General features: G+C 70.8%; 25 protein-coding genes and 1 pseudogene. 7 read left to right on the top strand and 19 right to left on the bottom strand.

The window, feature by feature from the left end; translation table 11 throughout:
* Positions 1-958: 958 nt before the first annotated feature.
* Positions 959-1,366 carry a hypothetical protein gene (locus tag ABII15_RS39005; RefSeq protein WP_353947430.1) on the bottom strand — a complete coding sequence of 136 codons (408 nt, stop codon included), beginning with the start codon at positions 1,364-1,366 and terminating at the stop codon, positions 959-961.
* 12 nt (positions 1,367-1,378) lie between these two features.
* The gene (locus tag ABII15_RS39000) at positions 1,379-1,903 is read right to left on the bottom strand and encodes a sigma-70 family RNA polymerase sigma factor (protein ID WP_353947429.1); all 525 of its coding nucleotides are present in this window, start codon (positions 1,901-1,903) and stop codon (positions 1,379-1,381) included.
* A 631-nt stretch (positions 1,904-2,534) separates the two neighbouring features.
* Here ABII15_RS39000 and ABII15_RS38995 point away from each other — a divergent pair.
* Positions 2,535-3,440 (top strand): LAETG motif-containing sortase-dependent surface protein, encoded by a 906-nt coding sequence (locus tag ABII15_RS38995; RefSeq protein ID WP_353947428.1) that lies wholly within the window; start codon positions 2,535-2,537, stop codon positions 3,438-3,440.
* 51 nt (positions 3,441-3,491) lie between these two features.
* Here the strand turns inward: ABII15_RS38995 and ABII15_RS38990 are convergent, their stop codons facing one another.
* From ABII15_RS38990 to ABII15_RS38940, 11 genes are read right to left on the bottom strand one after another with little or no spacing between them, the layout of a single operon-like run.
* Entirely contained in the window at positions 3,492-4,790 is a 1,299-nt protein-coding gene (locus ABII15_RS38990) for an MFS transporter (protein WP_353947427.1), read from the bottom strand.
* A complete protein-coding gene (locus tag ABII15_RS38985) occupies positions 4,787-5,410 on the bottom strand; it encodes a 2OG-Fe(II) oxygenase (RefSeq protein WP_353947426.1) in 624 nt (207 codons plus the stop codon). Before ABII15_RS38985 ends, ABII15_RS38990 begins: the two co-directional genes overlap by 4 nt.
* Positions 5,411-5,423: 13 nt before the next feature.
* Positions 5,424-6,824: a hypothetical protein gene (locus ABII15_RS38980; protein ID WP_353947425.1), complete on the bottom strand. Its 1,401-nt coding sequence runs from the start codon at positions 6,822-6,824 to the stop codon at positions 5,424-5,426.
* A gap of 26 nt (positions 6,825-6,850) precedes the next feature.
* Positions 6,851-7,627 (bottom strand): HAD family hydrolase, encoded by a 777-nt coding sequence (locus tag ABII15_RS38975; protein WP_353947424.1) that lies wholly within the window; start codon positions 7,625-7,627, stop codon positions 6,851-6,853.
* A complete protein-coding gene (locus ABII15_RS38970) occupies positions 7,624-8,166 on the bottom strand; it encodes a hypothetical protein (protein ID WP_353947423.1) in 543 nt (180 codons plus the stop codon). Before ABII15_RS38970 ends, ABII15_RS38975 begins: the two co-directional genes overlap by 4 nt.
* Entirely contained in the window at positions 8,154-8,852 is a 699-nt protein-coding gene (locus ABII15_RS38965; protein WP_353947422.1) for a 2OG-Fe(II) oxygenase, read from the bottom strand. The genes ABII15_RS38970 and ABII15_RS38965 overlap by 13 nt, the downstream gene beginning before the upstream one ends.
* Positions 8,852-10,675, bottom strand: a complete 1,824-nt coding sequence (locus ABII15_RS38960; RefSeq protein ID WP_353947421.1) for a hypothetical protein — start codon at positions 10,673-10,675, stop codon at positions 8,852-8,854. The genes ABII15_RS38965 and ABII15_RS38960 overlap by 1 nt, the downstream gene beginning before the upstream one ends.
* Positions 10,672-11,763, bottom strand: coding sequence for an aminotransferase class I/II-fold pyridoxal phosphate-dependent enzyme (locus ABII15_RS38955; protein WP_353947420.1), 1,092 nt, complete (start codon positions 11,761-11,763; stop codon positions 10,672-10,674). Before ABII15_RS38955 ends, ABII15_RS38960 begins: the two co-directional genes overlap by 4 nt.
* Entirely contained in the window at positions 11,760-13,082 is a 1,323-nt protein-coding gene (locus tag ABII15_RS38950) for a radical SAM protein (protein WP_353947419.1), read from the bottom strand. Before ABII15_RS38950 ends, ABII15_RS38955 begins: the two co-directional genes overlap by 4 nt.
* A complete protein-coding gene (locus ABII15_RS38945) occupies positions 13,079-13,894 on the bottom strand; it encodes a tyrosine-protein phosphatase (protein WP_353947418.1) in 816 nt (271 codons plus the stop codon). Before ABII15_RS38945 ends, ABII15_RS38950 begins: the two co-directional genes overlap by 4 nt.
* A complete protein-coding gene (locus tag ABII15_RS38940; protein WP_353947417.1) occupies positions 13,891-14,130 on the bottom strand; it encodes a hypothetical protein in 240 nt (79 codons plus the stop codon). The genes ABII15_RS38945 and ABII15_RS38940 overlap by 4 nt, the downstream gene beginning before the upstream one ends.
* 220 nt (positions 14,131-14,350) lie before the next feature.
* Here ABII15_RS38940 and ABII15_RS38935 point away from each other — a divergent pair, with 220 nt between their 5' ends.
* Positions 14,351-14,647 (top strand): acyl carrier protein, encoded by a 297-nt coding sequence (locus ABII15_RS38935; protein ID WP_353947416.1) that lies wholly within the window; start codon positions 14,351-14,353, stop codon positions 14,645-14,647.
* A gap of 84 nt (positions 14,648-14,731) precedes the next feature.
* On the opposite strand, the gene ABII15_RS38930 is transcribed toward ABII15_RS38935, so the two are convergent.
* The 6 genes and pseudogenes from ABII15_RS38930 to ABII15_RS38905 all read right to left on the bottom strand — a co-directional run bounded on the left by ABII15_RS38930 (position 14,732) and on the right by ABII15_RS38905 (position 19,600).
* Entirely contained in the window at positions 14,732-14,950 is a 219-nt protein-coding gene (locus ABII15_RS38930; protein WP_353947433.1) for a methylmalonyl-CoA mutase family protein, read from the bottom strand.
* Between the two features lie 54 nt (positions 14,951-15,004).
* Positions 15,005-15,457 (bottom strand): annotated as a pseudogene (locus ABII15_RS38925) (methylmalonyl-CoA mutase family protein); the annotation flags it as partial.
* Positions 15,458-15,814: 357 nt separating this feature from the next.
* Complete coding sequence (locus ABII15_RS38920) at positions 15,815-16,786, bottom strand: NAD(P)-dependent oxidoreductase (RefSeq protein ID WP_353947415.1); 972 nt, start codon at positions 16,784-16,786, stop codon at positions 15,815-15,817.
* Positions 16,787-16,793: 7 nt separating this feature from the next.
* The gene (locus ABII15_RS38915) at positions 16,794-17,678 is read right to left on the bottom strand and encodes a ScbA/BarX family gamma-butyrolactone biosynthesis protein (protein WP_353947414.1); all 885 of its coding nucleotides are present in this window, start codon (positions 17,676-17,678) and stop codon (positions 16,794-16,796) included.
* A 455-nt stretch (positions 17,679-18,133) separates the two neighbouring features.
* Complete coding sequence (locus ABII15_RS38910) at positions 18,134-18,898, bottom strand: SDR family oxidoreductase (protein ID WP_353947413.1); 765 nt, start codon at positions 18,896-18,898, stop codon at positions 18,134-18,136.
* A gap of 72 nt (positions 18,899-18,970) precedes the next feature.
* Positions 18,971-19,600, bottom strand: coding sequence for a ScbR family autoregulator-binding transcription factor (locus tag ABII15_RS38905; protein ID WP_353947412.1), 630 nt, complete (start codon positions 19,598-19,600; stop codon positions 18,971-18,973).
* Between the two features lie 777 nt (positions 19,601-20,377).
* Here ABII15_RS38905 and ABII15_RS38900 point away from each other — a divergent pair.
* The 5 genes from ABII15_RS38900 (at position 20,378) to metK (ending at position 26,966) form a co-directional block, all read left to right on the top strand.
* Positions 20,378-21,049 carry a DUF4097 family beta strand repeat-containing protein gene (locus ABII15_RS38900; RefSeq protein WP_353947411.1) on the top strand — a complete coding sequence of 224 codons (672 nt, stop codon included), beginning with the start codon at positions 20,378-20,380 and terminating at the stop codon, positions 21,047-21,049.
* A 20-nt stretch (positions 21,050-21,069) separates the two neighbouring features.
* Positions 21,070-22,032, top strand: a complete 963-nt coding sequence (locus tag ABII15_RS38895) for an ATP-binding cassette domain-containing protein (protein WP_353947410.1) — start codon at positions 21,070-21,072, stop codon at positions 22,030-22,032.
* A complete protein-coding gene (locus ABII15_RS38890) occupies positions 22,029-22,805 on the top strand; it encodes an ABC transporter permease (RefSeq protein WP_353947409.1) in 777 nt (258 codons plus the stop codon). The genes ABII15_RS38895 and ABII15_RS38890 overlap by 4 nt, the downstream gene beginning before the upstream one ends.
* A 460-nt stretch (positions 22,806-23,265) precedes the next feature.
* Positions 23,266-25,533: an MMPL family transporter gene (locus tag ABII15_RS38885; protein ID WP_353947408.1), complete on the top strand. Its 2,268-nt coding sequence runs from the start codon at positions 23,266-23,268 to the stop codon at positions 25,531-25,533.
* 209 nt (positions 25,534-25,742) lie between these two features.
* Positions 25,743-26,966, top strand: coding sequence for a methionine adenosyltransferase (gene metK / locus ABII15_RS38880; RefSeq protein ID WP_111668641.1), 1,224 nt, complete (start codon positions 25,743-25,745; stop codon positions 26,964-26,966).
* Positions 26,967-26,994: the final 28 nt, after the last annotated feature.

Raw genomic sequence — 26,994 nt, 5'->3', positions numbered from 1 at the left:
ACGACGCGCCGCCGCTACGCGGCGGTTGACCGATGCTCCGCATCGGCCCAACTCCCCGACTTCGTCGGGGAGTTGGGCGTCACCCGTGACGCTCGCCGGATCCGCTCCGCGGATCTGGCGGGTCGAATCGCTCCGCGATCCGACCTAGCAGGTCCACGCTCCGCGCGGCCCTGTAAAGCGCTGGCTGCCCCTGAGTCCGGGCCGCCCTTTGTTGTAGGAGGGCTGACCTGCTGCCGAGTACCGGGGCCGGACTGGGAGTTCTTCCCTGCCGGCTTTCACTGTACTTCTGAGTGTGAGTCAAAAGTTTTGGAAGGCTATGTTATGGGTTCGTTCTGGAGTGCCTGATTTTAATATGACGGGGCATCAGAAAGCCTGTTGGGTTTGGTGGTCCGAATGGGCTGCAGGCTTCGTAGACCTTGATGAAAGCAGTTGGAACAACAAATCAAGGGTGGGACTTAATACTTAAGAGGGAAGCGAGCAGTTGGCGTGATCCTGGGAGTTTTCGGGGTGCGGTGCTGATTGGTTTGCTGACTGGGTCGGTTCTCCTCGGAGTTGACTTTTCTTTGAGTGAGACGGTGTTCAAGGATCCGGCTACTTCGGTGGTGATCGTGGAACTGCACCGTGATGCACCGTGTTCTTCTCGTAAGTAGAGGTGGGCTTCATGGAGTACGGGGCCTTGGCGTGCTTGGCATGCTCCTTGTCATGCGGCTGTACGCCAAGGCCCCTACTACATTCCTACGGTTCCATTACGGGCTGCCGGTTAGGGTCCCCCGATTCCCGTGCCGGCAGGTGTTGCTGGCGTTGGTTATGGTAGCCACATATTGATTCTCCTTCGTTGGGTGGTGCCGCTTCGGTGTTTCCATCTCAGCCTGCTGTGTACACCTGTCATCAGGCTGACGCGAATTCGGCTTGGTGTGGCGGGGTTGCGATCCTGCCGTTCGCTTTTCCGCCTGGGTTTCTAGTCGTCGACGAGCATCATGATTGCTACAGCGTCGCCCTGTAGCGCTGCTCGCTGCCACCAGACCTGAGCTGGCTGCTCCCCTTCGAGCAGCTCGGTTAGCTCTGCGATCCTGCGCAAAGCGGTACTGTCAGCATTTCCCTTCCTGTCGTCGGTCAGAAGCCGTGCCAGTTCTGCGCTGAACTGGTGCGGGTTTTCTTCTGTGCTCAGATGAGCTGGCCGGGGATCTCTCCCTGGAGGGGGAAAGGCGCTGCCTTCCCCCCTCCAGTCGAGTTCTCCAGCGCATGTCTTGGAGGAAGCCCGGACGGCATGAAATGCCTCCTGCATGACTTCCTCCGCGGCCGCGTTGGATGTCCTCTTGAGGTAACCGGCGGCCAGACGTAGACGCACGATTGTGTCGGCGTCCATAGGTCTGCCTCCTTATGAGCGCTTTTCGAGAATGGTGTGCAGAAGCTTCAGAGCCTTCAGGTGGTAGCGGCTCGCCGTCTTCGGGGCCAGGCCCTTCTGGTTGGCGAACGCGGCCACCGTCATCTCATCGAGGTAGACGGCGCGGATCAGGTCCCCGAGCGGGTCGGGAAGCTGGTCCACGGCCTGGAGCACCTCGCGCGCATTCTCAGCGGCGATGAGCTCCGCATCCATCATCTCGGCGTCGGCGGCCACGTCGTGGTCGTCGATGTCGCAGAACGTGTACGAGTTCGACTTCCCGCGGAGGTGGTCGAAGTACAGGTTCGTGACGGTGCGGTATGCGGAAGCCCGGTTGTGCTGGAAGCTGCGCGACCGGTTGCGCGGCCACTGCTTCCACTGCTTCACGCTGGCCGACTGCACCAGGTCCTCCGCGAGTGCGTGGTGCTTGCACAAGCGGAAGGCGTGCCAGTACAGCCCGTTGCAGGTCGTCTCGGTGAAAGCGGCGAACTCCGCGTGCAGGACGCAGGAGTTGTCGTTCATCGGGAACGTTCCGCTGCGGGAGTTGATCGAGGCTCCGGGAGCTCCGATCAGGCAGCGCGGTACGGCATTCTCGGCCTCGCAGGAGGAGAGTCCCGTGAAGCAGAGAGTCGTACAAAGAGACGTCGTGGTATCCACGGCTTCCCCATTCCTCTGCCGGCCCCGGCAGGAGGGCCGGGTCCGATGTGGTGCGACTGCATCCACACCTAGGTCTACGAAGCCGGTTCCGCCCTCGGACACATTGAGACCAAGATCTTTTCTCTTGATCCCGGCTCGTTCCAGAGTGGGCTGAGGCGACAACCCACGCCACGGACGAGGCCAGCCCATGCCGGCGGCCGGGCGTTCTCTCCGCTTCTGTGACCACTGTGACGGATGAGATGCAAGGCGATGAATTGACAGGTGGGGGAGGGTGGTTGAAGCTTCTCCCTGTTCCCGGGTTCGATCCGGCTCGGCGTCCACTTCTCCTGCATCCGGTTGTGCTTTCGGCTGCGCGTGCTCTGTCGCGTGCCGTCGCGGAACGTGGTGCGTCCCCGAGCCGCAGCACATGCCCGTACCGGTCGGGTGCCGCGACCGGGTCGGGGTGTGCGTCGTGTTCTCCGGCGGGCCTTTCACCTGCTCCAAGGGGGTATGCGCCATGACTCGGCGCCTCGCCATCCGCCTGGCCGGCACCACGGCATCCGCCGCGCTGCTGGCTCTCTCCGTTTCCGGTGTGGCCTCGGCCCACGGTGGCGGTCACGGCTGGAAGAACACCGACAGCACCTTCGAGTCGCAGCAGACCGGGCCGGGCAGTGCGGCGCCGTCCGACAAGTGCGCGTTCTCGGCGGACGGTTCGTCCTGGACGGCGCGTCCGGGGCTGAGGGACATAGCGCCCGACGCGAACGGCAAGCTGACGCTTCAGGTCAAGGGCGACGGCAGCACCTGCACCGTCTCGCTCGCCTCGTACCTGGCGCACGGCCCGGACTTCAACAGCTCCGGTGTGCAGCAGCTCGTCGACCACGCGTCGGTGTCGGTGCAGGACGGTCAGACGGCGACGCTGTCGATCGCGGTTCCGGACGCCGTCTGCTTCGCGCAGCTCGACCTGTACCGCGGTACGACCGTCTTCGACGGCAAGGAGGGCGAGGGCCACGGTCCCGTCCCGGCGGCCGGCAAGCCGGTGATCGGCAGTGCGCTGATCGCCTCCTGGAACGGTCCGTCCGAGGGCGGTACGGACTGCATCGCCAACCCCCCGAAGGACGACGAGGTGCCGAGCACTCCGCCCGTCGACACCACGCCGAGCGGCGAGGCGTCCACGCCCGCCGCGACGCCCACTCCCACGGCGACGCCGTCCACGCCGGCCGACGACGCGACCACCGGGGAGCCCACCCCGGCCGCCTCGTCGTCCTCGCCGGCGGCCACCGGTGCGCAGGGCGATGACGGCGATCTCGCCCAGACCGGCGCGGACAACACCGGTGCGCTGGTGGGCGGCGCCGCAGCGCTGCTCCTCGTCGGTGGCGGTGCCGTGTTCCTGACCCGTCGCAAGGCTGCCGCCCGCCGCGGCTGAGCCGGTTTCCGCGGGCCGGTCCCGGGCGTCTGTTCGCTCGGGACCGGCCGTTCAGCCGACGGAGGCCGCCCGCGCGTCGGTTCTGGTTGCCTGTACGCGCAGCAGCGGCAGCGCCGTCGTGGCGAGGACCGTGGCGAGTCCGAGTGCGCAGAGCCAGAGGGCGCCCTGGTTTCCGATCGCGCCCGCCAGCAGGCCCACGAGGAGTGAGCCCAGGGGCAGGCTCGACATGATGCCGACGCGGGCCGCCGCGTTGACGCGGCCGAGTACGTGGTCGGGGGTGAGGCGCTGGCGCAGTGTCACCAGGGCGACGTTGATCAGGGGCGAGCTGAGGCCGAACGCGAACTGGGCCGTCGCGAAGCCCGCCCAGGACCAGTCCCGTGTGGTGGCCGCGAGGACGAAGCCGCCGCCGGTGAGGACGGCCAGGCCGATGAGGACGGTGCGGGGTTCTCCGCCGCGGGCGATGACGCGCGTGACGAGGGCCGATCCGATCAGGGCCGCGGCTCCTTCCGCGGCGAGGCAGATGCCGATGGTCCGCGGCGAGAGGTCCAGGTCACGGGTCGCGTAGAGGACTTGAAGGGCCATCAGGCCCGCGGTGAAGAGGTTGGAGGCCGCTCCGGCGACGATCACGAGCTGGACCGGGCGGTGGTTCTTGATGAAGCGCAGTCCTTCGGCCAGGTCGGTGCGGAGCCGGTGGCGGGGGGAGGCGGGGGTGACGTTGTCCGCGGGGGGCGCGGGTGGGGTGCGGTGTGCCGTGATGCCGAGGACGCAGGCGGCCGAGACCGCGTAGGACGCGGCGTCGAGGGTGAGGGCGCCTGCCGGGGAGAACTGCACCACCAGGAATCCCGCCGTGCTCGGTCCCACGAGCTGTGCGAACGAACGGCTCATCTCCAGGCGGCCGTTGGCCCGTGCGAGGCCGTCGGGCCTGACGGTGTGCGGGACGAGCGTCTGGTAGGCGATGTCGAAGAAGACGGTGAAGCAGCCCAGGGCGAAGGCGAGCAGGAGCAGGACGGGGACCGAGAGCAGTCCGAGAGCGGACAGCAGCGGGATCGCGCCGATCAGCAGGGCCCGGCCCACGTGGCACGCCAGCATGGTCCGGCGCTGGTCGTGACGGTCCGACCAGGCGCCCGCGACGAGGCCGAGCAGCACGATCGGCAGCCAGCCGGTGGCGGTGATCAGGCCCATCTGGGGGCCGGACGCGTCGAGGGTCAGTACGGCGGTCAGGGGCAGTGCCACCAGCGTGATCTGCGTACCGAACAGGGAGATCGTCTCGCTGCACCACAGCAGGGCGAAGTCGTTCCGGTGCCGGCCGGTGGCGGGGCGGGCCTCGGGGTGGTCCCGGACGCCGCTCACCGCAGGAAGGTGACGGTCACGGACCGTCGGCGCGGGGCGGTGGGGGCGGGGCTGCGGACGGCGTGCCAGGAGGCGTCGGACCTGACGAGGACGGCGCTGCTGCCGAGGACCGGTGTGTGGGCGGCCGTGGGTCGGTCCGCGTCGGGCCCGTCGAGGATGAGCAGTTCGCCGCCGTCGGCCGGGGTCCAGCCGTCGCTCAGGTAGAGGATCTGGGTGACGATCTTCTCGGCCTTGTCGACGTGCGGTGAGAGCCAGTCTCCGCTGGCGTACTCCCACAGGTTCACCGACAGCCGTGCCTCGGCCAGCCGGATTCCGGTCAGGCGCGTCATCTGCTCCCGGTACGAGGGGGAGGTCAGCGTGTCGAGGAGCTCGGGCCACGGTCCGCCGGGCCAGGAGTGCGGGTCGTCGACGGTGACGGGGTGGGTGGCCATGCGGTACGTCTTGTCGCCCTCGTGCTGTGCGCAGGGGGTGAGGGGGATGTCGTCGAAGGACCGGGACAGCTCCTGGGCGAGGCGGGGGTCGAGTGCCTGGTCCAGCCAGGCGTGGGACCAGGGCAGGGTCCGCAGGTGGGCGCCGGCCAGGGCCTCGGTCGGGGTGCGGTGCTGAAGATCGGGTCGCATGCGGGCTCCAGGGTCACAGAACCGACGGAAGCGGGGAGTCGACGAAGCAGTCGGCGAGTTTGCGCGGCAGGTGGTCGTAGCCGCGGTCGAGGTGGTGGGTGCCCGTGATGTGCACGGGTCCGCCGTCGGCGGCCAGGGCCGCCACCAGGAGGGCGGCGGCGCAGCGCAGGTCGGTGGCGTGGACCTGTGTTCCGTTCGCGGGGGCGTGCAGGGGGGAGGTGCCGACGAGGATGCCCTGGGGGGTGTGGCGGATGTCGGCGCCGAGGGCCGCGAGTCCGTCGAGGTGGTTGTAGCGGCCCTGCCACACTCCGTCGACGATGTGGGTGGGGCCGGGGCACTGGGTGGCGAGGACGGTGAACAGGGGCTGGGAGTCGCTGTAGATGGTGGTGGGGTCGACGCGGATCTCGGGCAGCGGGGCGAAGCGGCCGTCGCGCGGTGCGCCGACGATGACGCCGCCGCTGTCCTCGGCGAAGCGCAGGCCGGCGGCGCGCCACAGTGCGTACTCCGCTCCGAGTCCGTCGCGCAGTGTCTCGGTGGTGACGTTGGTGAGGTGGACGCGGCCGCCGGTGACGGCGGCGATGGTGGTCCACGTGACCACTTCGAGCAGGTCGGGCGGCAGGTCGTAGGTGAGGAGGTCCTGGCGGCGCTCCGGGCGCGGGGTGATCTCGATGCGGTCGGGTGTCCGTCGGACGTGGACGCCGTCCTGTTCCAGCAGGCGCAGCAGCGACTCGAGTTCGGCCTTGCGGTAGGGGCGGTGCAGCACCGTGGTGCCGTCGGCGAACGCGGCGGCGAGGACGGCGGCCTTGGTGGCTCCCGAGTATTCGGCTCCGGTGAGCAGGGTCTGGTCGTCGGCGAACAGGCCGAGGTCCAGTTCGGTGGCCCGGTAGCCGTGTGGGGGCAGGGTCAGCTCGCGCCGTGTGGCGTCGAAGCGGGCGCCGAAGTGTTCCAGTACGCGCACGATGTGCCGCCAGGGGCGGGCGCCGCGGTCGTGGGCGCTGCCGATGGGGCAGCCGCCGAACGCGGAGAAGCCGATGCGGCCCCGGCGGGCGAGCAGCGGGGGCAGGAGGTAGAGGCTGCCGTGGATGTTCTCCGCGACGGGCGGGAGCACGGTGGCGGAGCCGGTCGCGTCGTCGGTGGAGGGGAGGTCGCCGGGGGCGAGGACCAGGCTGGAGCCTGCCTGTGAGGTGTGGACGCCGAGTTGGGGCAGCAGTTCGAGGTAGGTGCGGGTCTCCAGGATGTCCGGCACGTTGGTGAGGACGGTGTGTCGCCGGGAGCCGACGGCGTAGGCGACGGCGAGCACCATGACGTGTTTGAAGCCGGAGACGTTCACGTGGCCGCGTGCGGGGTTGCCGCCGCGGGCCGTGAGGTGGGCCGGTGACTGGAGCGGGGCGAGTGTCGGGGCGTTGATGCTCACGGTGTTCTCCGCCTTTCGCAGAGTTCTCAGGGGGTCGCGGGCGTCGGGGAGGCGTGGCGCACGAGTTCGGTCAGGGGCCGCAGGTCGCTCCACACGGTGGTCGCGGCGCGTTCGGTGTCGCGGAGGGCGGTGCGGCCGTCGCGGTCGAGGAGGGTGGTGCGGAAGCCGTGGGTGCGGGGGCCCGCGATGTCGCAGTCGTAGCGGTCGCCGATGAACAGGGTCTCGGCGGCGGTGAGCGGGGCGAGTTCGTCGAGCACGGTGGTGAACATGCGCGGGTGCGGTTTGCGTGCGCCGACGCGCCAGGACACGACGCAGCCGCGGGGGCGCAGTTCGGGGCCGAGGAGGGTGTGGAGTTTGCCCTCGACGTCGGGTGAGGCGTTGGAGCACAGCACCCACGGGATGTGGTGCTCGTGCAGGGTGCGCAGGGCGGGGCGTACGTCCTCGTAGAGTTCGAGGCGGCGGGCGTCGAGGACGGTGCGCAGTTCCTCGATGAGCGCCGGGGTGACCGGTACGTGGGCGTAGCGGGCGGCTGCGCGCCAGCTGTCCTCCTCCCAGCGTGCGTAGGCCGCGGCGGTGACCGGTGTGTCGCGCTGGACGGTGCCGTTCTTGCCCTCGACCAGGTCGACCAGGTGGACGGTGTCGATGCGGGCGCGGTCGGGGGCGGCGTCGTACAGGACCTGGGCGGGGCTTCCGACGGTGCCGGGTTCCCAGTGGCCGAGGGTGCCGAAGAAGTCGAAGGCCACAGCTTGCGGGGGCGTGGTTTCGGGGGTGGGCGGGGCGGCTGTGGTTCCCGGCGTGGTCACGCGCATCGCGTGCTCCTGTCGAGGCTGAGGTGGGTGAGGAGGGTGGTCGGGTCCGGGGTGCGGCCGACGTGCAGGGGCCGCAGTCCGTGCGTGTGTGCGAGGCGGTGGGTCTGGGGCAGTTCGACGTGGCGGTAGCGGGCCGCGGTGCGGGCGATGCGGGTGAGGCCGCGTCCGGCCTGTCTGCGGCCCTCGGCGCGCAGGTGGCGGGGCAGTTCCTCGGTGCGGCCGAGGTAGATGCCGAGGGTGCGGCGGGCGAGGCGTGCCAGGCAGACGGCCGGGCCGGGGTCGACGACGATCACGTGGGTGGCGCGGCGGAGCCGGATGTCCATGGTCGGCTGGAAGTTCCCGGCGATGATCCAGCTGTCCCGGCCGGTGACCTCGGTCAGGCGGGTGCGCCACGTCTCGGGGGTGGGGCGGGTCCAGCCGCTGCCCCAGTAGAGGTCGTCGAGGTCGTACAGGGGTGTGGTGGTGCGGGCTGCCAGTGCGGTGGCCAGGCGGGTCTTGCCGGCTCCGGGGGGTCCGGCGACTACGAGCCGCATGGTGCCTCCGCGGGGTGGTGCGCGGTGTTGTCCTCGGTGCGGGCCCAGTGGGCGTGGAGGAGGAGTGCGCGGCGTGGTGCCCGGGCGCGGGGGTCGACGGGGAACACCTCGTGCCAGGAGTTCTCGGAGCGGGCGAAGGCGAGGGAGTTGCCGTCGCCGGGCTGGAACGTCGTGGCGGGGTCGGGGGCGCTGCTGGTCGTGTAGAGGCCGAGGCCGCCGCCCCAGTGCCGCTGCCAGCCGGGGCAGAGGTAGATGTTCTGCGAGAACGCCTTGTCGGGGCGGTCGGTGTGGCGGGACATCCAGCCGCCGCGCCGGTACTCGGTGAGGCGCACCTCGATGTCGAGGGGTGCCGTGGGCAGGCCGAGGAGCCGCAGCATGTGGTGGCCGTGTTCCGGGGCGGCCAGGCGGGCCACCACGGTGTGCCAGACGGGGTCGAGGTCGTTCAGTTCGGGAGCCGGGGTGCCGTGGCGGTGGAGGGTGAGCGCGTTGACGGTGTACGTCTTGTCGCCGCCGTCGCGGTGGTGGGCGGTGCGCAACAGGTGTGCCGGGAAGGTCGCGGTGAGGCGGGCCGTGTCGTCGGCGCCGAGGAGGGTGCCGGGGCCGAAGACGACGTGCGGGTAGGGGTGGGCGTGCCGTGTTGCGGGTTCGGGGCGGGGCCGGGCCGGGGCGGTGGTGGGGTGGTGCATCAGCGGGCCCTCCATCGGGTGCGCCAGGACCACATCCGGCTGCCGCTGACCACGACGGCCTTGACCGTGTGCAGTTGGTCGGTGAGGTCGTCGGGGACGGGGAGCGGCAGCCGCTCGGGGGTGTTGCCGAGGCGGGTGCGGCGGACGGGGAAGGCGGTGGCGCTGTTTTTGAACGTGGCCTGCCACACGACGTGGCAACTGCCGTGCTCCGTCTCCGGGTTGACCTCCAGGGACGGGTCGGGTCCCGGTACGAGACGGAAGGTGACGCAGGAGTCGGTCCGGTCCGGGGTGACGCGGCGGCTGCCGCAGTGCGGGCAGTCGTGGCGCAGGCAGCCGGTGCTGCCGAGCAGGTCGCGGTAGGTGAGGACGCGCATGCGTCGGCCGCACACTTCGCAGCCCTCCTGGCCGAGCCGCTCGTCCTGCGGCCACATGGCCGAGGTGAGCAGGTCGGCCGGGTCCTGCTGGACGAGGAGCAGTTCGAGGGTCTCGGCGACGCCTTCGCCCCAGGCGTCGAGGAGTTGGCGGGTGGCCTCCTGTCCGCCGGGGTGGGTGACGAGGCCGTGGGCGGCTCCGCCCGCAAGGCGGCGTACGGCGGTCAGGCGGGAGGCCTCGTGGCGGTGGCGCAGGCCGGCCAGGCGTTCGCCGAGTTCGAGGGCGCGCCGTCGGGCGGGCGAGGAGACGAGCGCGCCCGTCAGCTGCCCGTACATCAGTCGCATCCGTTCCAGGTCGGTGCGGTGGTTGTCCAGGTCCGCGGCGCGCGGGGTCCAGTCGGGTACGAGGCGCACCGCGTCCGGGTCGAGGCCCTCGGGCAGGACGAGGTGTCGTCGCCCGTAGGCGCTGTCGACGCCGGGGCGCAGGGCGGTCCCGTCCGAGACGCGCAGGGCGAAGTGCCGTTCGCCGTCCTCGGGCGGGTCGACGTGGTGCACGGTCACGCCGCCGCCGTGGTGCGGGGTGTCGTCGCCCGGGGCGGTGTCGGCGGGGCCGGGTGTGCCGAGGATCCGGTAGTGGACGCGGCCGCGTCCCGACACGTCGTCGAGGTAGGAGCGCACGCGGGTCAGCGGGGTGTGGCCGGCCATCGCGTACAGGCCGTGGGTGATGACGGGGGACGCGGAGGCGTTGCCGGGCGGTGCCACGACCGTGGCGGCGTATCCGTCGAGGAAACCGACCACCACGTTGGTGCTGGAGGGGAAGGCGGGGTCGATGATCGAGCCTGCCTTGCAGGCGACGAGGACGACGCTGCCCGCTTTGATGTCGCGGCACAGCAGTACGGCGTCGTGGTCGCGTGCCCGCTTGCAGGAGACGCCCGCCCGGCAGCCGCGTTCGAGGGGTGCGCCGGACGCCAGGTCCCGTTCGACGGGGGTGTACAGGCCGCAGGCGACGAGGGGGCCGAGGTCGAGGTGGCCGCCGTCGCCGTGGGCGACGACGACGAGGCGGCGCACGCCGTCGGTCAGCACGCGGCGCAGGGCGGCGCGGTCGGGTGTGAGGTGCTGTCCGTCGAGGAGGACGGTGGCGTGCAGGGTGTCGATGAGCAGCGTGTCGTGCTTCCAGTCGACGTCGAGGACGCGCCGGCCCTTGGCGCGGACGAACCGGACTCCTTCCGCGCCGAGTCCGAGGTCTCCGTCGTCGTGCGCCTGCAACGTGCGGTAGAGCGCGTTGAGTTCGCGGGGCGGGCTGCCGGGCTCCGCCGATGTGGGGGTGAGCGTCGGCAGTGCCCACGGGTCGGCGGGCGGGGTCGGCGCGGGGTCGAGGCCGTACCAGTCGGCCACGGTCCGCCAGTGGTGGCGGGTGCGCGGCGCGGCGGGGGGTGTGCTGATGGCGCTCATGCTCCGCCGACCTCCGCGAGGTGCCGCACCAGGCAGTCCAGGAACTGCTCGCCGGCCGGCCCGTGGGCGACGGTGAACCGCACGTGGTGGTGGAGTCCGCTGGTGAGGCCCATGTCGCGTACGCGGTAGCCGCTGTGCGACAGGCGGGCCGTCAGCTCGGCGGCGGAAGCGGCCGTCGGCCGTGGTACGTGCAGGAAGTTGCCGCCGGATTCCGGCACGTGGTGGCCGAGTGCGGTGAGCCGTGACCGCATCGCCTCGCGGGTGGCGGTGATGTCCTGCCACACGTGCGTGAAGCGGTCGTAGACCTGGCCGGTGCGGGTCAGGGCGTGCAGCGCCAGGGCTGAGACGTGGTCCTCCTGCCGGGCGGCGCGCAGCCGGTGCACGAGGTCGGGGCCCCCGCAGGCGACGGCGAGGCGGCCGCCGGCGAAGCCGAACATCTTCGACCAGCTCAGCAGGACCAGGCAGTGGTCGTCGGCGAGTTCGGCCACCTTCAGGGGGCTGCCGGCGAATCCGGCGTAGCAGCCGTCGACGATGAGCAGGTGGCCCCGGCTGCGGCACACGGCCGACAGCTCGGCGATGTGGTCGAGCCGGGGTGTGTAGCCGGCGGGGCCGTTCGGCCAGGAGACCACGACGAGTGCGGGCTCGGCGTCGGCTGCCGCGTCCAGCATGGCCTCGGCGGACGTCGTGGCGGTGCCGTCCGTCGAGGTCACCTTGCGCAGGGGCCACAGCGGCGCGTCCACCGCCTGCGTCCACGCCTCGTAGTTGGGCTCCTGGAGCACGAGGCCGCCCGGGAAGGCGCCGCGCAGCGAGGTCAGCAGGAGCCGGATCACCGCGTCCGAGCCCGCGGAGAGCAGCAGGTGGTGCGCGGGGAGGCCGAGCAGTGCGCCCGCCGCCGCGGCGGCGGGCTCCTGCACCGGGTAGGCGCGGAGCACGGCGGGGTCGAATCCGTCCACCATCTCGCGTGCGAGTGACTCGACTTGAGGGTGGTGGAGTTCGTTGGAGCTGAGGTTCACGCGCGGGTCGGCCGCGCGCCGGTCGCGGACCGCGGTGTCGGGCAGCCCCCACCGCGTCTCGCTGAGGACGGTCATCGCGCCTGCTCCAGTCGCTGCGGGACGCGCTCGGTCACCGGGGTGACCCAGTCCTCGCGGCCGTAGACGAGGCCGTACAGGCGTTGGGCCGTCTCGCGGTCCGGTGCCTCGTCCGGGTGCAGCAGCTGCCGGTTGAAGGCCGATGCCTCGGCGGGGCAGGTCGCGGCGCGCAGCCGGTCCATCGACGAGTACACCGTCGGCCGGACCCGGCCGGAGGCCTCGCGGATGGCGCGTACGGTGTTCTCGGCGCCCTCGGGGGTCGTTCCGGGCAGCCCCATGATGACGAAGCAGTTCAGCTCGACGCCGAGCCGGGTGCAGGCCGCGGCGAGCTCTTCGTAGCGCTGCTGCTCCATGCGTTTGAGGCGGGGCAGTGCCGGGTGCCCCGACGGGTCGAGGGTTTCCACGCCCACGCTGACGCGTACGCAGCCGGAGGCGGCCATCGCTTCCAGGAGGGGCTCGCTGAGGTGGGCGACGGTCGTGGCGCACTTCCACGGGTACGGGCTGCCCAGCGCGATGAGTTCGCGGCACAGCCGCTCGGTCCACTTGCGGTCGAGCGTGAAGGTGGGCGCGTAGAACGCCACGTACTCGAAGGGGTGCGCCGTGAAGCTGTCCCTGATGTAGTCGATGGTCCGTTCGACGGTGAGCCTGCGGTCGCGCAGCCCCTGGAAGGTGGGGACCTCGCAGAACGAGCAGTTCACCGGGCAGCCCCGGGATGCGGGGACGACCAGTTCGCGGCGCTGCGGGATGCCGCAGAACTTGTTCTGGTCCCGCTGGTACATGCGCTCGTAGGCCTGGTACGGGATCTCCTCGACGGCGGGCAGGACCCACTCGGACGCGGGGAGGAAGGTGCCCGGGGCCGCGTCGCTCACGTCCTGGCCGCGCAGGACGACGCCGGGCAGGGGCGCCTGCCCGGTGCCGGCGACGTGGCGGACGTACGCGGCGACGCCGGCCTCGGGGTCGCCGCCGACGACCACCGCGTCCAGGTCGTAGCCGTCGAAGGAGCGGGGTGCCTGGCTGCTCAGCCGTCCGGCGGTGACCACCTTGGTGTCCGGGGACAGGGTGCGCACGTAGGTCAGCAGACGGGGCAGGTCGTCGACGTTGTCGAAGTCGTTCATGACGGCCAGTACGTCCGCCCGCTCCTGGTAGAGCAGGTCGCCGATCTCTTTCCAGGTGTAGTTCAGGGCGCCCGCGTCCACGGCGCGGACCTGGTCGACCTCGGGCAGGGTGCGCAGGTAGTTGGCCGTCAGGAACGTGCTGATGTGGTGGCCCGCGTTGAAGTAGCTGGGGACGTGCGGCGGCCACAGGACCAGGACCTTCATGCAAGTTCACCTTTCGGTCGCGTGAGGCGGGCGCGGGCCCGTCTCAGCAGGGCCGCGTCGACGGCCGGCCAGAGGGCGGGTGCCGGGGTGTCCCGTGCGGCTCGCAGGCGCAGGACGTCGAGCACGTGCTGGGGGACGCCCGGTGGGAGGGCGCAGCGGCGCAGCACTTCGGCGGGTGTCTCGCCCCGTCGTGCGGCGTAGCCGTCGAGCCAGTCGCGGCGTCGGGCGAGGGCCCGGCCGGTGCGGCCGAACTCCTCGCGGTTGTCGTGGTCCGGCACGCCGAGCAGCCGCAGCAGGAGCAGGATCACCAGACCGGTGCGGTCCTTGCCGAGCCGGCAGCCGACGACGACCGGTCCGGTGTCCGCGGCCACGATGTCCAGGAGCGTTGCCACCGCGCGTCCGGCGTCCGGCAGCATGCGTACGTACTGCTGGGCGAAGTGCTCGGGGCCGCGGGCCGGCGGGGGAACGTGTCGGGCGTCGGGGTCGCGCAGCGGTATCCGATGGACCGTCACGGTGTCACGCGGCGCGGGCTTTTCGTTCACTTCCGACGGAGATCTCAGATCGAGGAAATGAACCTTTTCCCGAGTGTTCGCGGAACTTCCCTGCTCGATTTCCCGGGCCAGATTCAGAACCAGGTCGGGAAGCGCGTGTCCCATGGCGGCGGTCCGGAACACCGTTCCCGGCGCGGTCTCCTCTCCCGGAGAAGTCCGAATGCCGCCGATATCCCGGGTGTTCAGATACGAGGAAAGATATGGGTCGTCTTCGCGGGAGGCTGGAACGCGGGGCTCTCCCGCGCCCCAGCGTCGGGTCATTCCGCGATGAGCCCGTCATCGTTCGCGGCGGCCTCGAGATTCCTCTGGGCGTTCAGGAGGTCCTCGTCCAGGAGGGCCTCACCGTCCCAGTCGGCGGAGACGTTCGCGGCGATCTCGCCGTCCCAGTCGGCGGAGACGTTGGCCGCGATCTCCCCGTCCCAGTCGGCGGAGACGCTCGCCGCGATCTCGCCGTCCCAGCCGTCCGCCGCACGGTTTATCATTTCGTTCTCGGACATCAGAACCCTTCCTGGAGAATCAGCACGGAAGAACACTTGGGCCCGAAGTTCAGCCCGCCACGAACGATTACACCCGGCCCGTGAGGCAACAAGAGAGGCGGCCGTCAATCGACCGGCTCTCCAGCGAACCCTCAGCGCATTTCTCGATCGACCGGTGTTCAAGGAGTATTCGAGTGGAGGCGGGTACAACCGATTGGCCGGGCAGACAGAAGGAGTCCTGATGCGTCACTCCCAGGCGATCGAAGAGTTCTTGGCCACGCAGATCAGCGGGACGTCGGCGGGCACGGTGGAGCCGGATCAGGATCTGCCGGCCCACGGTGTGCTCGACAGCATGGGTGTCATGCAGCTCGTCGCCTGGATCTGCGACCACTTCGCCGTCGACCTCGACGGATGGATCCCGGACGCGGACGAACTGCGCTCGGTGCGTGCCATCGACGCGTTCATCACGCGGCAGATCGCGGCCGGCTCCGAACGGACGCGGCCGCTCGCGGATGCGGCAGGGCCCGCGGTCCGCTGACTCTGCGCATCCGTTCGCCCGACCGCACAGCCCCAGTGGCGTGGTGAACCGCTGAGCGCCCCGCCCCCGGCCGCACCCCGTGCGTCATCCGCCGCCCCACACCTCGCGGAGTGCTGTGCAGACCTCGCCGACGGTGGCGCCGGCGGCCAGGGCGTTCTTCATCGGGTAGAGAACGTTGTCCACGCCGGCCGCCGTCGCGCGCAGTGCCGTCAGGGTGTCGCCGACGCGTTCCCCGCATCGCCAGGCGCGGAGTTTGGCGATGCGTTCGGTCTGTCGGGTCGCGGCGCAGGGCGCGGGGTGCAGTGGTGCGCGGGGCGTCCCGTGGGGCCGGTCCTGGGCGTCGTCGGGGCCGGGGGGCGCTGCTGTGCTCCAGCGCGGAAGTTCGGCCCTGCAGTAGGCGAGGACGTCCGCGGTCAGCCGCACCGACGGGCGGGGCGGGAAGACGGGCGCGGCCGCCAGGGAGTGGTCGCCGGTCCCGCCGTTGCGGAGCGCGCCGCTCAACCGGTCGGCGGTCACGCCTTGTTCCTCCGCCGCCAGGTGGTAGAGGACCAGCAGCGGCGCGGCCGGGGCGTCGACGGTCATCGAGGTGGAGACGCTGCCGAGCGGGATGCCGCCGAACAGGACGCGCATGTCGTCGATCGAGTCGATCGCGACGCCGTCCCTGCCGACCTCACCGGAGGCGATCGGGTCGTCGCTGTCGTGGCCGAGCCGTGTGGGCAGGTCGAAGGTGACCGACAGCCAGGTCGCGCCGTTCGCGATCAGTCGCCGGTACCGGGCGTTGGCCTCCGTCGCGGTTCCGCAGCCCGCGTGCACCGGCCCCCTGGACGTCGTCGCCGTGCCGATGCCGCTGTGCTCCATGGCTCACCTTCCCCGGGGCGCGCGGCAGGGCGTGGGGTCCGCGTACCGGCTCGGCTCCCCTTCCACGCGCCGACTTCGTCCGTGAGGTGCCGCTGTCGCGCCGGGGGTGGTGGTTTCCACGGTCATAGGCGTCGGCTCCTGTCGGTGCTGGTCCGCGACGACGAGCGGGCGGGCCGGCGGACGCGCGGTGCGGTACAGGCTCTCAAACGCTCGGGAGGCTACTCAGGGCGGCTGGAGGGACGGCTGGGCGCGGGCGGAGCGCGCCCGGGGGGCCGCGCGGAGTCCGGGAGCTCCGCGCGGCCGGGGCCGTCAACTCCCGTACCGCAGGTACCAGTCGCGGCACTCGGCCAGGCGCGATTCGAGACCGGGGCCCGGGTGCTGTCCGGTCCGGGCCCACAGCTTGTCCGCGTCGTACCAGTGGTCTTCGGTGAGCAGGGCGTACTGGTGGTCGGAGAGCGCGGGCAGGGCGCGGCGGATCCGCGCCCGGTGCTCGTCGCGGGAGATCGTGACCGACGGCAGGGGCGTGCCGAGGGTGCGGTGCAGTGCCGACTTGAGCCGGCTCATGGGCACCGGCCGCGGGTCCGCCGCGTGGAAGATCTCCGGTCCGTGCGCCGCTCCCGGGTCGAGGGCCAGGGAGACCACGCAGCGGGCCAGGTCGCGGACCGCGATCATCGAGATGTGCGGGTCGCAGTCCGCCGGCCAGGCCGGGACGCTCCGCAGCAGCCGGTCGATGGCCGGCACGACCCATCTGTCTCCCTCGCCGTGGACGAGGTGCGGCCGCAGCACGGCTCCGCCCGCGTCGAGGACCGCCTGCTCGGCCCGCATCCGGGAGGCGCTCGCCGCGGACTCGGGCCGCAGGGGCAGGTCCTCCTCGCGTGCCCCGCGGTGGGGTCCGCTGCCGTACACCGAGGCGGTGCTGACATGGACGACGCGGGCGACTCCGGCCCGTCGCGCCTCGTCGAGCAGGGCCAGGGTGCCGTCGTGGTTGACGGCCGTGCAGCGCTCGGCGTCCCGTCCGACGTACGAGGCGGTGTGCACCAGGGTCGTGACGCCGTCGCAGGCTCCCCGCAGGCTGTCCCGGCGGGTCAGGTCGGCGCGGACGTGCCGGACGGGGGAGCCCGCGGGAGGGGTTGTCCCGCCGCGGGAGGACAGCACCCGCACACCGGCGCCGGTACGGGCTTGGAGCTCGCGGACGACGGCGCGTCCGATGAAGCCTGTGCCTCCCGCGACAAGAACCGTGTCCGTGCCGACCGGGGCGGTCGCGGTGGTCACCGTGGTCACGTGCGGCTCAGTTCTCCGTGCCGGTGACCAGGGCGACCCGGCAGGAGCCGACCTCGGTGCCGCTCTGGTGGAAGTGGATGGTGAGCCAGCTGCGGCCCGCGGAGTCGCGCTCGGGGGCGTCGGCCGTCACCAGGCACGGGACGTGGAACTCGACGTAGCGCCGGAAGTTCGCCTCGCAGGCGACCAGGAGCGCCTGAGGGGCCCGCAGGGCCAGCAGCGCCATCTGCCGTGCGGCTTCCATCAAGACCATGCCGGAGACGTGGTCGACCGGGTGGTCGAACAGGACCGGGTGCTCCGGATCGATGCGCAGCGGCAGCACTCCGTCGGCCACGGAGGTGCCGAGCACGACGTCGAACTCGCAGTCCCTGCCGACGAGCCGGGGATCGACGGACTGGACCGCGGGGCGCGAGGCGCGCGCTCCGACCCGGTCGCCGCGCAACCGTTCGTAGACGGCCGGGGAGACGCACTGGCCCTTCAGGTGGCCCACGCCCACGCGCTCGCCGTCGCGGAGGGCGACGACGTCGTATCCGTAGGAGCTGACGTTGCCCGCGCGGAGTTTGACCTCGGCCAGGCTCATGTCGAGGACGACGTGGGCGGGCCGGCCGGGGCGCGACAGCCGGACTCCGGCCTCGTCCACCTGGAAGGAGGTGCGCGTGGTGAGGAACTGGTGCGTCATGGGGACGTGCAGGGCCTCGTGGGCGAGCAGCAGGCACGACTGGCGAATCGATTCAGCGAAGAGCATCGGGTCGTGCCACGTGTCGGCGACGGCCCCGTAGTAGCCGTGCCCTCGGGACCACTGGGCGCCGAGCCGGTACGACGTGCCTTCCGTGCTCCGCCACCCGGTCACGAGGACCTCGGAGACCGCGGCCCGGTGCACCAGGCTGCGCGGCACGGTCTGTTCGAAGAGTTCGGTGTCGCGGTCCAGACCTACCCGGCAACTCGGACGGTCGGTTTGTATCAGAGCACCCACCTTGAACCCCCTGGCTGAGACGTCGATCTGAAGAAAACGCGTCCTGAGCAGAACAAATGGCGAGCAACGAGGCCCCAAGTGCAGCGCGAAGCAGCTAGAGAATACCAGTCGACTGGTTTTTTTCTGTTAGCCGGAGGCAAATTGGGTACCCGATTGGGTCGAGGATCGGTGGGAGGGTGCGCGGCCGTCCCGGCCCCCGGCCGGACCCGGGCGCGTGAATGCCGAAGTGAGGGGCCACGTGGCGTGCCGCCGTCGCCCCGACGTCACCGGCGGGCCTTCGCGCTTTCACCTCGCCGCACGGAAGGTTTCGCGTCAAAAAGTGTGCGGGGCGGGCCGGTTGACGCCCTCTCAGCCCGGGGCCGACAGGGCGCCTCCCGTCACAGCCGGGATCCGCCGGAGGCGTCGATGCACTGTCCGGTGATCCACCGCGACGCGTCCGACGCCAGGAACAGGACGATGTCGGCCACGTCCTCGGGCTGCCCCAGCCGGTTGAAGACGGACCAGGCGGCCAGTTCGTCCGTGGCCTTCGCGTGGAGCCGCTTCCCGGCGTTCATGTCGGTCTCGACGAACCCGGGGCGCACCGCGTTCACGGTGATGTTCCGTTGCCCCATCTCCTTGGCGAGAGCCAGGGTGAAGGTGTCCACGGCGCCCTTGCTCATCGAGTACACGAGGGACTCGGGGTAGGCCAGCCGCGTCGCGGCCGACGACACGTTGATGATGCGGCCGCCGTCGTGGATGCGTTTGACCGCCTGTTGCGCCACGAAGACCAGCGACTTGGTGTTCACCGCGAAGATCCGGTCGAAGAGCTCCGGTGTCACCTCCTCGATGCGGGCCGAGCCGCTGACTCCCGCGTTGTTGACCAGGATGTCCAGGCCCGGAGCCGCGCCCAACTGCGCCACCTCCGCGTCGAACTGGGCGTACATCAGCTCCGCCGCCCCCGGGGCGCCGAGGTCGGCGCGGATCGAGAAGGCCCGGCCGCCGCTGTCGCGGATCGCGGTGAGGGTCTCGTCGGCCGCGGCGTCGTCGCCCCGGAAGTGCACACCGACCAGGGCTCCTTCGCGGGCGAGCCGGCACGCGATGCCGCGCCCTATCCCGCGACTCGCTCCGGTGACCAATGCCGTCTTGCCCGCCAAAGCGCCCATGTCTCCCCCTGAGACTCCCCCGCGGGAGCGATCGGCCCCCAGCGTGTGAAGTTTGTAGCACTCATGGGCAATCTACGGGAGATCCGTGAAGGTCATGGTCCGTATACGGTTCGGATCTCCGGGCGGCGTGAGGAGGGGCAGGAAGAGGTCCCACAGGTGGGTCAGCCACTGGTCGCCCTCGTCCGCGGACACCCCCATCGAGGCGAGGACCTCGACACCGGAGACCGCGGCGGTGACCAGGGTGCGCGCCGACATGTCGGCGACCTCGCCGTCCAGTTCCCCCTTGCGCCGGGCGTCGTCCAGCAGCTTCCACAGCCTGCCGAACCACAGGGGGTAGAAGTCCGACGCCGCCGCGCCCGTGCGCTCCCGGGTGATGCGCACCCCCGCCCGCACGAAGGGGTCCTCCCGCAGCAGGCGGTTCAGCTCGTGCGTGGCGTCGACGAGGATCTGCAGGCTGAAGGCCTCCCGGCCGGCGATGTCCCCGATCGCCGACTCCAGGATGTCCTCGCCGCGGGCCTGGACGGCGTCCGCGAGCTCGTCCTTGGTGGCGAAGTGGAAGAAGAGCGCCCCCTTGGTGACGCCGGCCGCCTCACTGACGTCGCTGAGCGTGGCCCGGACGAAGCCGCGGTCCGCGAACTGCTGGGCCGCCGAGGTGATCAGCCGCTCCAGGGTCCGCACCGACCGCTCCTGCTTCGCCTTCATGGGCGCCTCACCTCATGTGTCCGTGAACGGGCCGGCATCAGCCACCCGCGTGCGACTGCGTGAGGCCATCGGCTGACGCCGAGATCCACCTAGAGTCCGCATGACTGTATAAACCGGTCGAATGGTAAGTCAATTTAAACCGCTCGGTAGGTTTTTTCGTGCGCAATGGGTGTGCGCATCCGCGGCCGCCGTCCGTGCGGCGACCAGCCAAGAGAGCGCCGCGCCCGGCGTTCACCTACAGCTCGTTGCAACGACCCCTGTATCGCTGTTGCGTTCACCAGGAGACTATTGCAACTTCTCCCACCTTTTTCCTACGTCAGAACGCAGTTACCCTATCCATACATTGCTGCACCAATGAATGCAACGTAGCGTTTCCGGCCATCGAAACTTTCATGGTGCACGCCACCGCCGGAACGCCGGTCGAGGGCGCCCGGAGGCGGCCGTGCGGCCCGGGTCCTCGCGCGGGCTCCAGCGGGGCTCGAGCGGGGCTGCACCGGCGTGGGGCATGGTCGGGCAGGTCGTCCGGTGTCGGTGCGGCGGGGGTCACGCGCGGCCCCGACGCCCCGGCATAGCGTTCACCGCCAACTCGTTGCAACACTGGACCTCGAAAGCGTTGCATTCAACTCGATCCCATTGCAATGAAATCACGGCTCTGGCCTGCATAGTTAGCGAGTTGAGCACTGAACCTCAGTTGCCAGTTTCATAAATGCAACGTAGCGTTTCCATCATCAGAAACAGCGGGCTGCAGGGCACGCGACGTGGATGAAGGAGAGCACGATGCAGAAGTTCGACACCCCGGCCCCGGTACCGACCGTGCTCGACATCCCGGCGGGACGGATCCACCTCGTCGCCGCCGACCGGACCGACACCACCGTCGAGGTGCGCCCCGCCGACTCCGCCAGGAGCCGCGACGTGAAGGCGGCCGAGCAGATCGAGGTCTCCTACCGCGAGGGTGTGCTGCGGATCGAGGCTCCGGAGGCCACGCACGGGGTGCTCGGCAACTCCGGCTCGGTCGAGGTGACCGTGCAGCTCCCCGCCGGCTCACACGTCGACGCGAAGGCGGCCAGTGCCGAACTCCGCAGCGAGGGACGGCTCGGCGACGTCACGTTCGAGGGCGCACAGGCCACCGTCGCGCTGGACGAGACCGCGAACACCCGGCTCACCGTCGCCGACGGCGACATCTCGGTGGCCCGCCTCACCGGACCCGCCGAACTCCGCGCCCAGAAGGGCGACCTGACCGTCGCCGAAGCCTCGCACGTCACCCTCACCCTGCACACCGAGTCGGGCGCGATCTCGGTCGGCGCCGCTCCCGGCGTCTCCGCCTCGCTCGACGCCCGTACCGCCTACGGCCGGATCACCAACACGCTGCGCAACAGCGACGGTGCCGCCGCCGGTCTGACCATCCACGCGACCACCTCGCACGGCGACATCACCGCCCGCGGCCTCTGACCCGAAACGGAGCTCCCCCCATGACGAACCTGGCCATCGCGGCACACGGGTTGCGCAAGTCCTACGGAGACAAGACCGTCCTCGACGGCTTCGACATCACCGTCCCCGAAGGCACGATCTTCTCCCTCCTCGGGCCCAACGGTGCCGGCAAGACCACCGCCGTGAAGATCCTCTCCACCCTCATCGCCCCCGACCCGGGCTCCGGGCAGATCACGGTCGGCGGACACGACCTCGCCACGAACGCCCAGTCCGCCCGTGCCGCGATCGGTGTCACCGGGCAGTTCTCCGCCGTCGACGGGCTCATCACCGGCGAGGAGAACATGCTCCTCATGGCCGACCTGCACCACCTGTCCAAGGCCGAGGGCCGGCGCGTCACCGCCGAACTCCTCGAACGCTTCGACCTGGTGGAGGCGGCGAAGAAGCCGGCCTCCACCTACTCCGGCGGCATGAAGCGCCGCCTCGACATCGCCATGACCCTGGTCGGCAGCCCCCGCATCATCTTCCTCGACGAGCCGACCACCGGCCTCGACCCGCGCTCGCGGCACAACATGTGGAACATCATCCGCGAGCTGGTCACCGACGGCGTCACCGTCTTCCTCACCACGCAGTACCTGGAGGAGGCCGACGAACTCGCCGACCGCATCGCCGTCCTGAACGACGGCAAGATCGCGGCCGAGGGCACCGCCGAGGAACTGAAGCGGCTGATCCCCGGCGGCCACGTCCGCCTCCGCTTCACCGACCCCGTCGCCTTCCAGTCGGCCGCGCTCGCCGTGACCGAGGCCGTGCGCGACGACGAGGCACTGGCCCTGCAGATCCCCAGCGACGGCAGCCAGCGCAACCTGCGTTCGATCCTCGACCGGCTCGACGTCGCCGGCATCGAGGCCGACGAACTGACCGTGCACACCCCCGACCTGGACGACGTGTTCTTCGCGCTCACCAGCACGAGCGGCGTCCCCACCCAGCCCAAGGAGACCGTCCGATGAGCTCCCTGTCCCTCGCGGTCCGCGACTCGGGCACGATGCTGCGCCGCAACCTGCTGCACGCCCGCCGCTACCCGTCGCTCACCCTGAACCTGCTGCTCACCCCGGTGATGCTGCTCCTGCTGTTCGTCTACATCTTCGGCGACACCATGAGCGGCGGCGCGGGCCGTGACGCCTACATCACCTTCATCGTCCCCGGCATCCTGCTCATGACGATCGGCTCCACCACCATCGGCACCGCCGTCTCGGTCTCCACGGACATGAGCGAGGGCATCATCGCCCGCTTCCGCACCATGGCCATCCACCGCAGCTCCATCCTCTTCGGCCACGTCGTCGGCAGCGTCGTGCAGACGCTCCTGAGCCTGGTCATCGTCGGCGGCATCGGCGTCGCCATGGGCTTCCGCTCCGTCGACGCCTCGGTCCTGGAGTGGTTCGCGGCCTTCGGCCTGGTCACCCTCTTCACCATCGCCTTCACGTGGATCGCCGTCGGCATGGGCCTGGGCAGCCCCAACGCCGAGGCAGCCAGCAACAACGCGATGCCGCTGATCCTGCTCCCCCTCATCTCCAGCGCCTTCGTGCCGCTGCACTCGATGCCCGGCTGGTTCCAGCCGATCGCGGAGTACCAGCCCTTCACCCCCGCCATCGAGACCCTGCGCGGCCTGCTCCTCGGCTCGGAGATCGGCAACAACGGGTGGATCGCCCTCGCCTGGTGCGTGGCGCTCTCCGTCCTCGGCTTCCTGTGGTCCAAGGCGCAGTTCAACGCCGACCCCAAGTAGGCGACAGAGCACGACCCGAGCGGCGCGCACCGGACGCTTCCGGTGCGCGCCGCCGCGCGTGCAATGCCCCGGGAGCGGGATGCACCGGTTCTCCGGCGGCCCACGAGCGGACGTCCAGCGCCTGACGGGATGCTCTGCGCAGGGAGTTCGCCCACGGCCACACCGCCCGCGCGACACCCGCAACCGCCCGCCGGCGTCCCGCCCACCCCCCGCGGGACACCGGTGGGCCTTTCCGCTGCACGGACCTCGACGGAAAGAACGGAAAGAAGGGGCCGGCCGGAAACGGGGCGTGCCGTCGAGATCCGCTGGAGGGCCGCTCCAGAGCGCCCAGAGGATCCGGGCGGCCGATGGCTCCTGCGGTCACTGTGTGGGCACGCGGTGCGGACCGCCCGGGCGTGGACGCCCCGGCGGTGGGCGCGTGCGTATGTCCTCACCCCCCACTGACGGAAGTGCGGTTGCCGTGGCTACCTTCCTGTACAGACTCGGCCGCTTCGCCTTCAGGCGCCGCGGCCTCTTCGCTCTCTTCTGGGTGTTGATCGCCGTCGGCGTCGGTGCCGCGGCGTCGTCCGCGCCCACTCCGCCGACCGAGCAGTTCTCGATGCCGGGCACCGAGTCCCAGAAGGCGTTCGACCTGCTCGAGAAGAAGTTCCCCGACGCGAGCGCCGAGGGCGCCAGTGCCCGTGTGGTGCTGCGCGCGCCCGACGGCAAGTCGATCTCCGACGAGCGCGCCGTGGTCGAGCGCCTCGTCGGTGAACTCGGCAAGGCGCCTCAGGTGGCCGCGGTCGCCGACCCGTTCAAGGCCCGCTCGATCAGCGACGACGGCCGCACCGCGTACGCCGTGGTGACGTACGAGGTCGCCGCGCCCGACGTCACCGACAAGGCGCACGACGCGCTCACCAAGGCCACCGACCGGGCCCGCGACGACGGCCTGACCGTCGAGGCGGGCGGTGACGCCATCATGGTCGAGCAGGAGATGAACGGCACCGGTGAGCAGATCGGTGTGCTCGTCTCCGCCGTCGTGCTGGTGCTGACGTTCGGCGCGCTGCTCGCCGCCGGCATGCCGCTGCTGACCGCCCTGATCGGGGTGGGCATCGGTACCTCCGCCATCACCGCGCTCGGCAGCACCCTCGGTCTGTCGGCCACGACGTCGACGCTGGCGATGATGATCGGCCTCGCGGTCGGCATCGACTACGCCCTGTTCGTCATCTTCCGGTACCGCGCCGAGATCTCCGAGGGGCACGCCCCCGACGACGCGGCGGGCCGGGCGACCGGCACCGCAGGTTCGGCGGTCGTCTTCGCCGGGCTCACCGTGATCATCGCACTGGCCGGTCTCGCGGTCGTCGACATCCCGATCCTCACCAAGATGGGTCTCGCCGCGGCGGGTACGGTCGCCGTCGCCGTACTGGTGGCGGTCACCCTCGTACCGGCCCTGCTGGGCTTCGCGCCACGCCGTGTACTGCGGGTCGCCGACCGTCGTCTCGTCCGTACGAAGAAGCCGCTGTCGGCCCGCAAGCTGGCCAGGTCCGAGAAGAAGGCGGCGAAGCTGGCCGCGCGGACCAGGCCGAACCTGTCGACGCGCTGGGCGTCGTTCGTGGTGCGCCGCCCGGTGGGCGTGCTCGTCGTCGCGGTCCTCGGGCTCGGGGCGCTGGCCCTGCCCGCCACGCAGCTGGAGCTCGGCCTGCCGGGCGAGGGCACGATGGCGAAGGACACCACGCAGCGCAAGGCGTACGACCTGCTGTCGCAGTCGTTCGGGCCGGGCTTCAACGGTCCGCTGACGGTGACCGTGGAGGGCAAGGACGCGGCAGCCGCCGGTGACAGGATCGGCGCCGCCCTGAAGAAGGTGGCGGGCGTCGACTCCGTCTCGCCGGCCGCCGCCAACAAGGCGGGCGACACGGCGATCCTCAGTGTCGTGCCGAAGACGGGTCCGACGGACGACCGGACGAAGGAACTCGTCAAGGACGTCCGGGCCAGGGCCGCGTCGCTGGCTTCCGCCTCGGGCGCGTCGGAGATTCTGGTGACCGGGCAGACGGCGCTGTTCATCGACTTCTCGCAGGCCCTGTCGGATGCCCTGCTGCCGTATCTGGCACTGGTGGTGGGCCTCGCGTTCCTGCTGCTGCTCCTGGTGTTCCGTTCGGTGCTGGTGCCGCTGAAGGCGGCGCTCGGGTTCCTGCTGTCGGTGAGCGCGGCGCTCGGCGCGGTGGTCGCCGTGTTCCAGTGGGGCTGGGCCGCCGATCTGCTCGGGATCGACCAGCCCGGTCCGATCATGACGACGATGCCGATGTTCATGATCGGCGTGGTCTTCGGCCTCGCGATGGACTACGAGGTGTTCCTCGTGACCCGGATGCGGGAGGCGTACGTGCACGGCGCCGGGGCCGAGGAGGCCGTCGTGACCGGTTTCCGGCACAGCGGGCGGGTCGTCACGGCCGCCGCGATCATCATGATCAGCGTCTTCTCCGGCTTCGTCTTCGAGGTCAACGACCTGGTGAAGATGATGGGCTTCGGTCTCGCCTCGGCCGTCCTGTTCGACGCGTTCGTGGTCCGGATGACGATCGTGCCCGCCGTGCACGCGCTGCTGGGCGACGCCGCCTGGTGGCTGCCCGGCTGGCTCGGCCGTCTGCTGCCGAACGTCGATGTCGAGGGCGAGAAGCTCCGGCAGCGGCTCGCGGTCGCTCCGGCACGGGTCGTGCCCACCAGGTCCGGTGAGCACGAGCGCGATCTCGTGCACTGACCCACACCCCTGCGGCCCGGTGCGATCCCCCTGCGGATCGCGCCGGGCCGCAGTCGTGCGGCGGCGGCTCTGGCGGGGTTCTGGCGCTCTTCGAGTGCTCCTCTTTCGAGATCGGTCATCGTGGCAGGCACCCGGGCGGTCTCGCCCGCCTGTGCCGCGCTTCGTGTCTGACGCCCTTCGCGCTGTGGGCCACAACCGTCTGGAGAGTCATGTCCCGTCGCCTGTTCACCTCGGAGTCCGTGACCGAGGGGCACCCCGACAAGATCGCCGACCGGATCAGCGACACCGTGCTCGACGCGCTGCTGCGGGAGGACCCCACGTCCCGCGTCGCCGTCGAGACGTTGATCACCACCGGCCTGGTGCACGTGGCCGGTGAGGTGACGACCTCGGCGTACGCACCGATCGCCCAGCTCGTGCGCGAGGCCGTCCTCGACATCGGCTACGACTCCTCCGCCAAGGGCTTCGACGGCGCGTCCTGCGGTGTCTCGGTGTCGATCGGCGCGCAGTCGCCGGACATCGCGCAGGGCGTCGACACCGCGTACGAGAAGCGCGTCGAAGGCGCCTCCCGCGACGGGGCGGACGACGAGCTAGACCAGCAGGGTGCGGGCGACCAGGGCCTGATGTTCGGTTACGCGACGGACGAGACGCCCAACCTGATGCCGCTGCCGATCGAGCTGGCCCACCGGCTCTCGCGTCGCCTGACCGCGGTGCGCAAGGACGGCACGGTCCCCTACCTGCGGCCCGACGGCAAGACCCAGGTCACCATCGAGTACCAGGGCAGCCGGCCGGTCCGGCTCGACACGGTCGTGGTGTCCTCGCAGCACGCCCCCGGCATCGACCTGGACTCCCTGCTCGTCCCCGATCTGCGCGAGCACGTGGTCGAGCAGGTGCTCGGCCAACTCGCCGACGAGGGCATCAAGCTGGAGACGGACGACTACCGGCTGCTGGTCAACCCGACGGGCCGGTTCGAGATCGGCGGCCCGATGGGCGACGCCGGCCTGACCGGCCGCAAGATCATCATCGACACGTACGGCGGCATGGCCCGGCACGGCGGCGGCGCGTTCTCCGGCAAGGACCCGTCCAAGGTGGACCGCTCGGCCGCGTACGCGATGCGCTGGGTGGCGAAGAACGTCGTCGCGGCCGGACTCGCGTCCCGCTGCGAAGTGCAGGTCGCGTACGCGATCGGCAAGGCCGAGCCGGTGGGCCTGTTCGTGGAGACCTTCGGCACCGGCAAGGTCGCGCAGGCCACCATCGAGGCGGCGATCAACGAGGTGTTCGACCTGCGCCCGGCCGCGATCATCCGCGACCTCGACCTGCTGCGCCCGATCTACGCGCAGACCGCCGCCTACGGCCACTTCGGCCGCGAACTGCCCGACTTCACCTGGGAGCGCACCGACCGCGCCCAGCAGCTCAAGGCGGCCGCGGGCATCTGAGCCCGCGGCTGTGCGGCGGGCCCGCCGG

The sequence above is a fragment of the Streptomyces sp. HUAS MG91 genome (assembly GCF_040529335.1).
Taxonomy (GTDB): Bacteria; Actinomycetota; Actinomycetes; order Streptomycetales; family Streptomycetaceae; genus Streptomyces; species Streptomyces tabacisoli.
This window is presented reverse-complemented; position numbering and strand designations above follow the sequence as displayed.

Coding starts and splice junctions, on each gene's coding strand:
- ABII15_RS39005 (WP_353947430.1), bottom strand. CDS start 1,366: ATGGACGCCGACACAATCGTGCGTCTACGTCTGGCCGCCGGTTACCTC.
- ABII15_RS39000 (WP_353947429.1), bottom strand. CDS start 1,903: ATGAACGACAACTCCTGCGTCCTGCACGCGGAGTTCGCCGCTTTCACC.
- ABII15_RS38995 (WP_353947428.1), top strand. CDS start 2,535: ATGACTCGGCGCCTCGCCATCCGCCTGGCCGGCACCACGGCATCCGCC.
- ABII15_RS38985 (WP_353947426.1), bottom strand. CDS start 5,410: ATGCGACCCGATCTTCAGCACCGCACCCCGACCGAGGCCCTGGCCGGC.
- ABII15_RS38970 (WP_353947423.1), bottom strand. CDS start 8,166: ATGCGGCTCGTAGTCGCCGGACCCCCCGGAGCCGGCAAGACCCGCCTG.
- ABII15_RS38965 (WP_353947422.1), bottom strand. CDS start 8,852: ATGCACCACCCCACCACCGCCCCGGCCCGGCCCCGCCCCGAACCCGCA.
- ABII15_RS38960 (WP_353947421.1), bottom strand. CDS start 10,675: ATGAGCGCCATCAGCACACCCCCCGCCGCGCCGCGCACCCGCCACCAC.
- ABII15_RS38955 (WP_353947420.1), bottom strand. CDS start 11,763: ATGACCGTCCTCAGCGAGACGCGGTGGGGGCTGCCCGACACCGCGGTC.
- ABII15_RS38950 (WP_353947419.1), bottom strand. CDS start 13,082: ATGAAGGTCCTGGTCCTGTGGCCGCCGCACGTCCCCAGCTACTTCAAC.
- ABII15_RS38945 (WP_353947418.1), bottom strand. CDS start 13,894: ATGACCCGACGCTGGGGCGCGGGAGAGCCCCGCGTTCCAGCCTCCCGC.
- ABII15_RS38940 (WP_353947417.1), bottom strand. CDS start 14,130: ATGTCCGAGAACGAAATGATAAACCGTGCGGCGGACGGCTGGGACGGC.
- ABII15_RS38935 (WP_353947416.1), top strand. CDS start 14,351: ATGCGTCACTCCCAGGCGATCGAAGAGTTCTTGGCCACGCAGATCAGC.
- ABII15_RS38910 (WP_353947413.1), bottom strand. CDS start 18,898: ATGGGCGCTTTGGCGGGCAAGACGGCATTGGTCACCGGAGCGAGTCGC.
- ABII15_RS38905 (WP_353947412.1), bottom strand. CDS start 19,600: ATGAAGGCGAAGCAGGAGCGGTCGGTGCGGACCCTGGAGCGGCTGATC.
- ABII15_RS38900 (WP_353947411.1), top strand. CDS start 20,378: ATGCAGAAGTTCGACACCCCGGCCCCGGTACCGACCGTGCTCGACATC.
- ABII15_RS38895 (WP_353947410.1), top strand. CDS start 21,070: ATGACGAACCTGGCCATCGCGGCACACGGGTTGCGCAAGTCCTACGGA.
- ABII15_RS38890 (WP_353947409.1), top strand. CDS start 22,029: ATGAGCTCCCTGTCCCTCGCGGTCCGCGACTCGGGCACGATGCTGCGC.
- metK (WP_111668641.1), top strand. CDS start 25,743: ATGTCCCGTCGCCTGTTCACCTCGGAGTCCGTGACCGAGGGGCACCCC.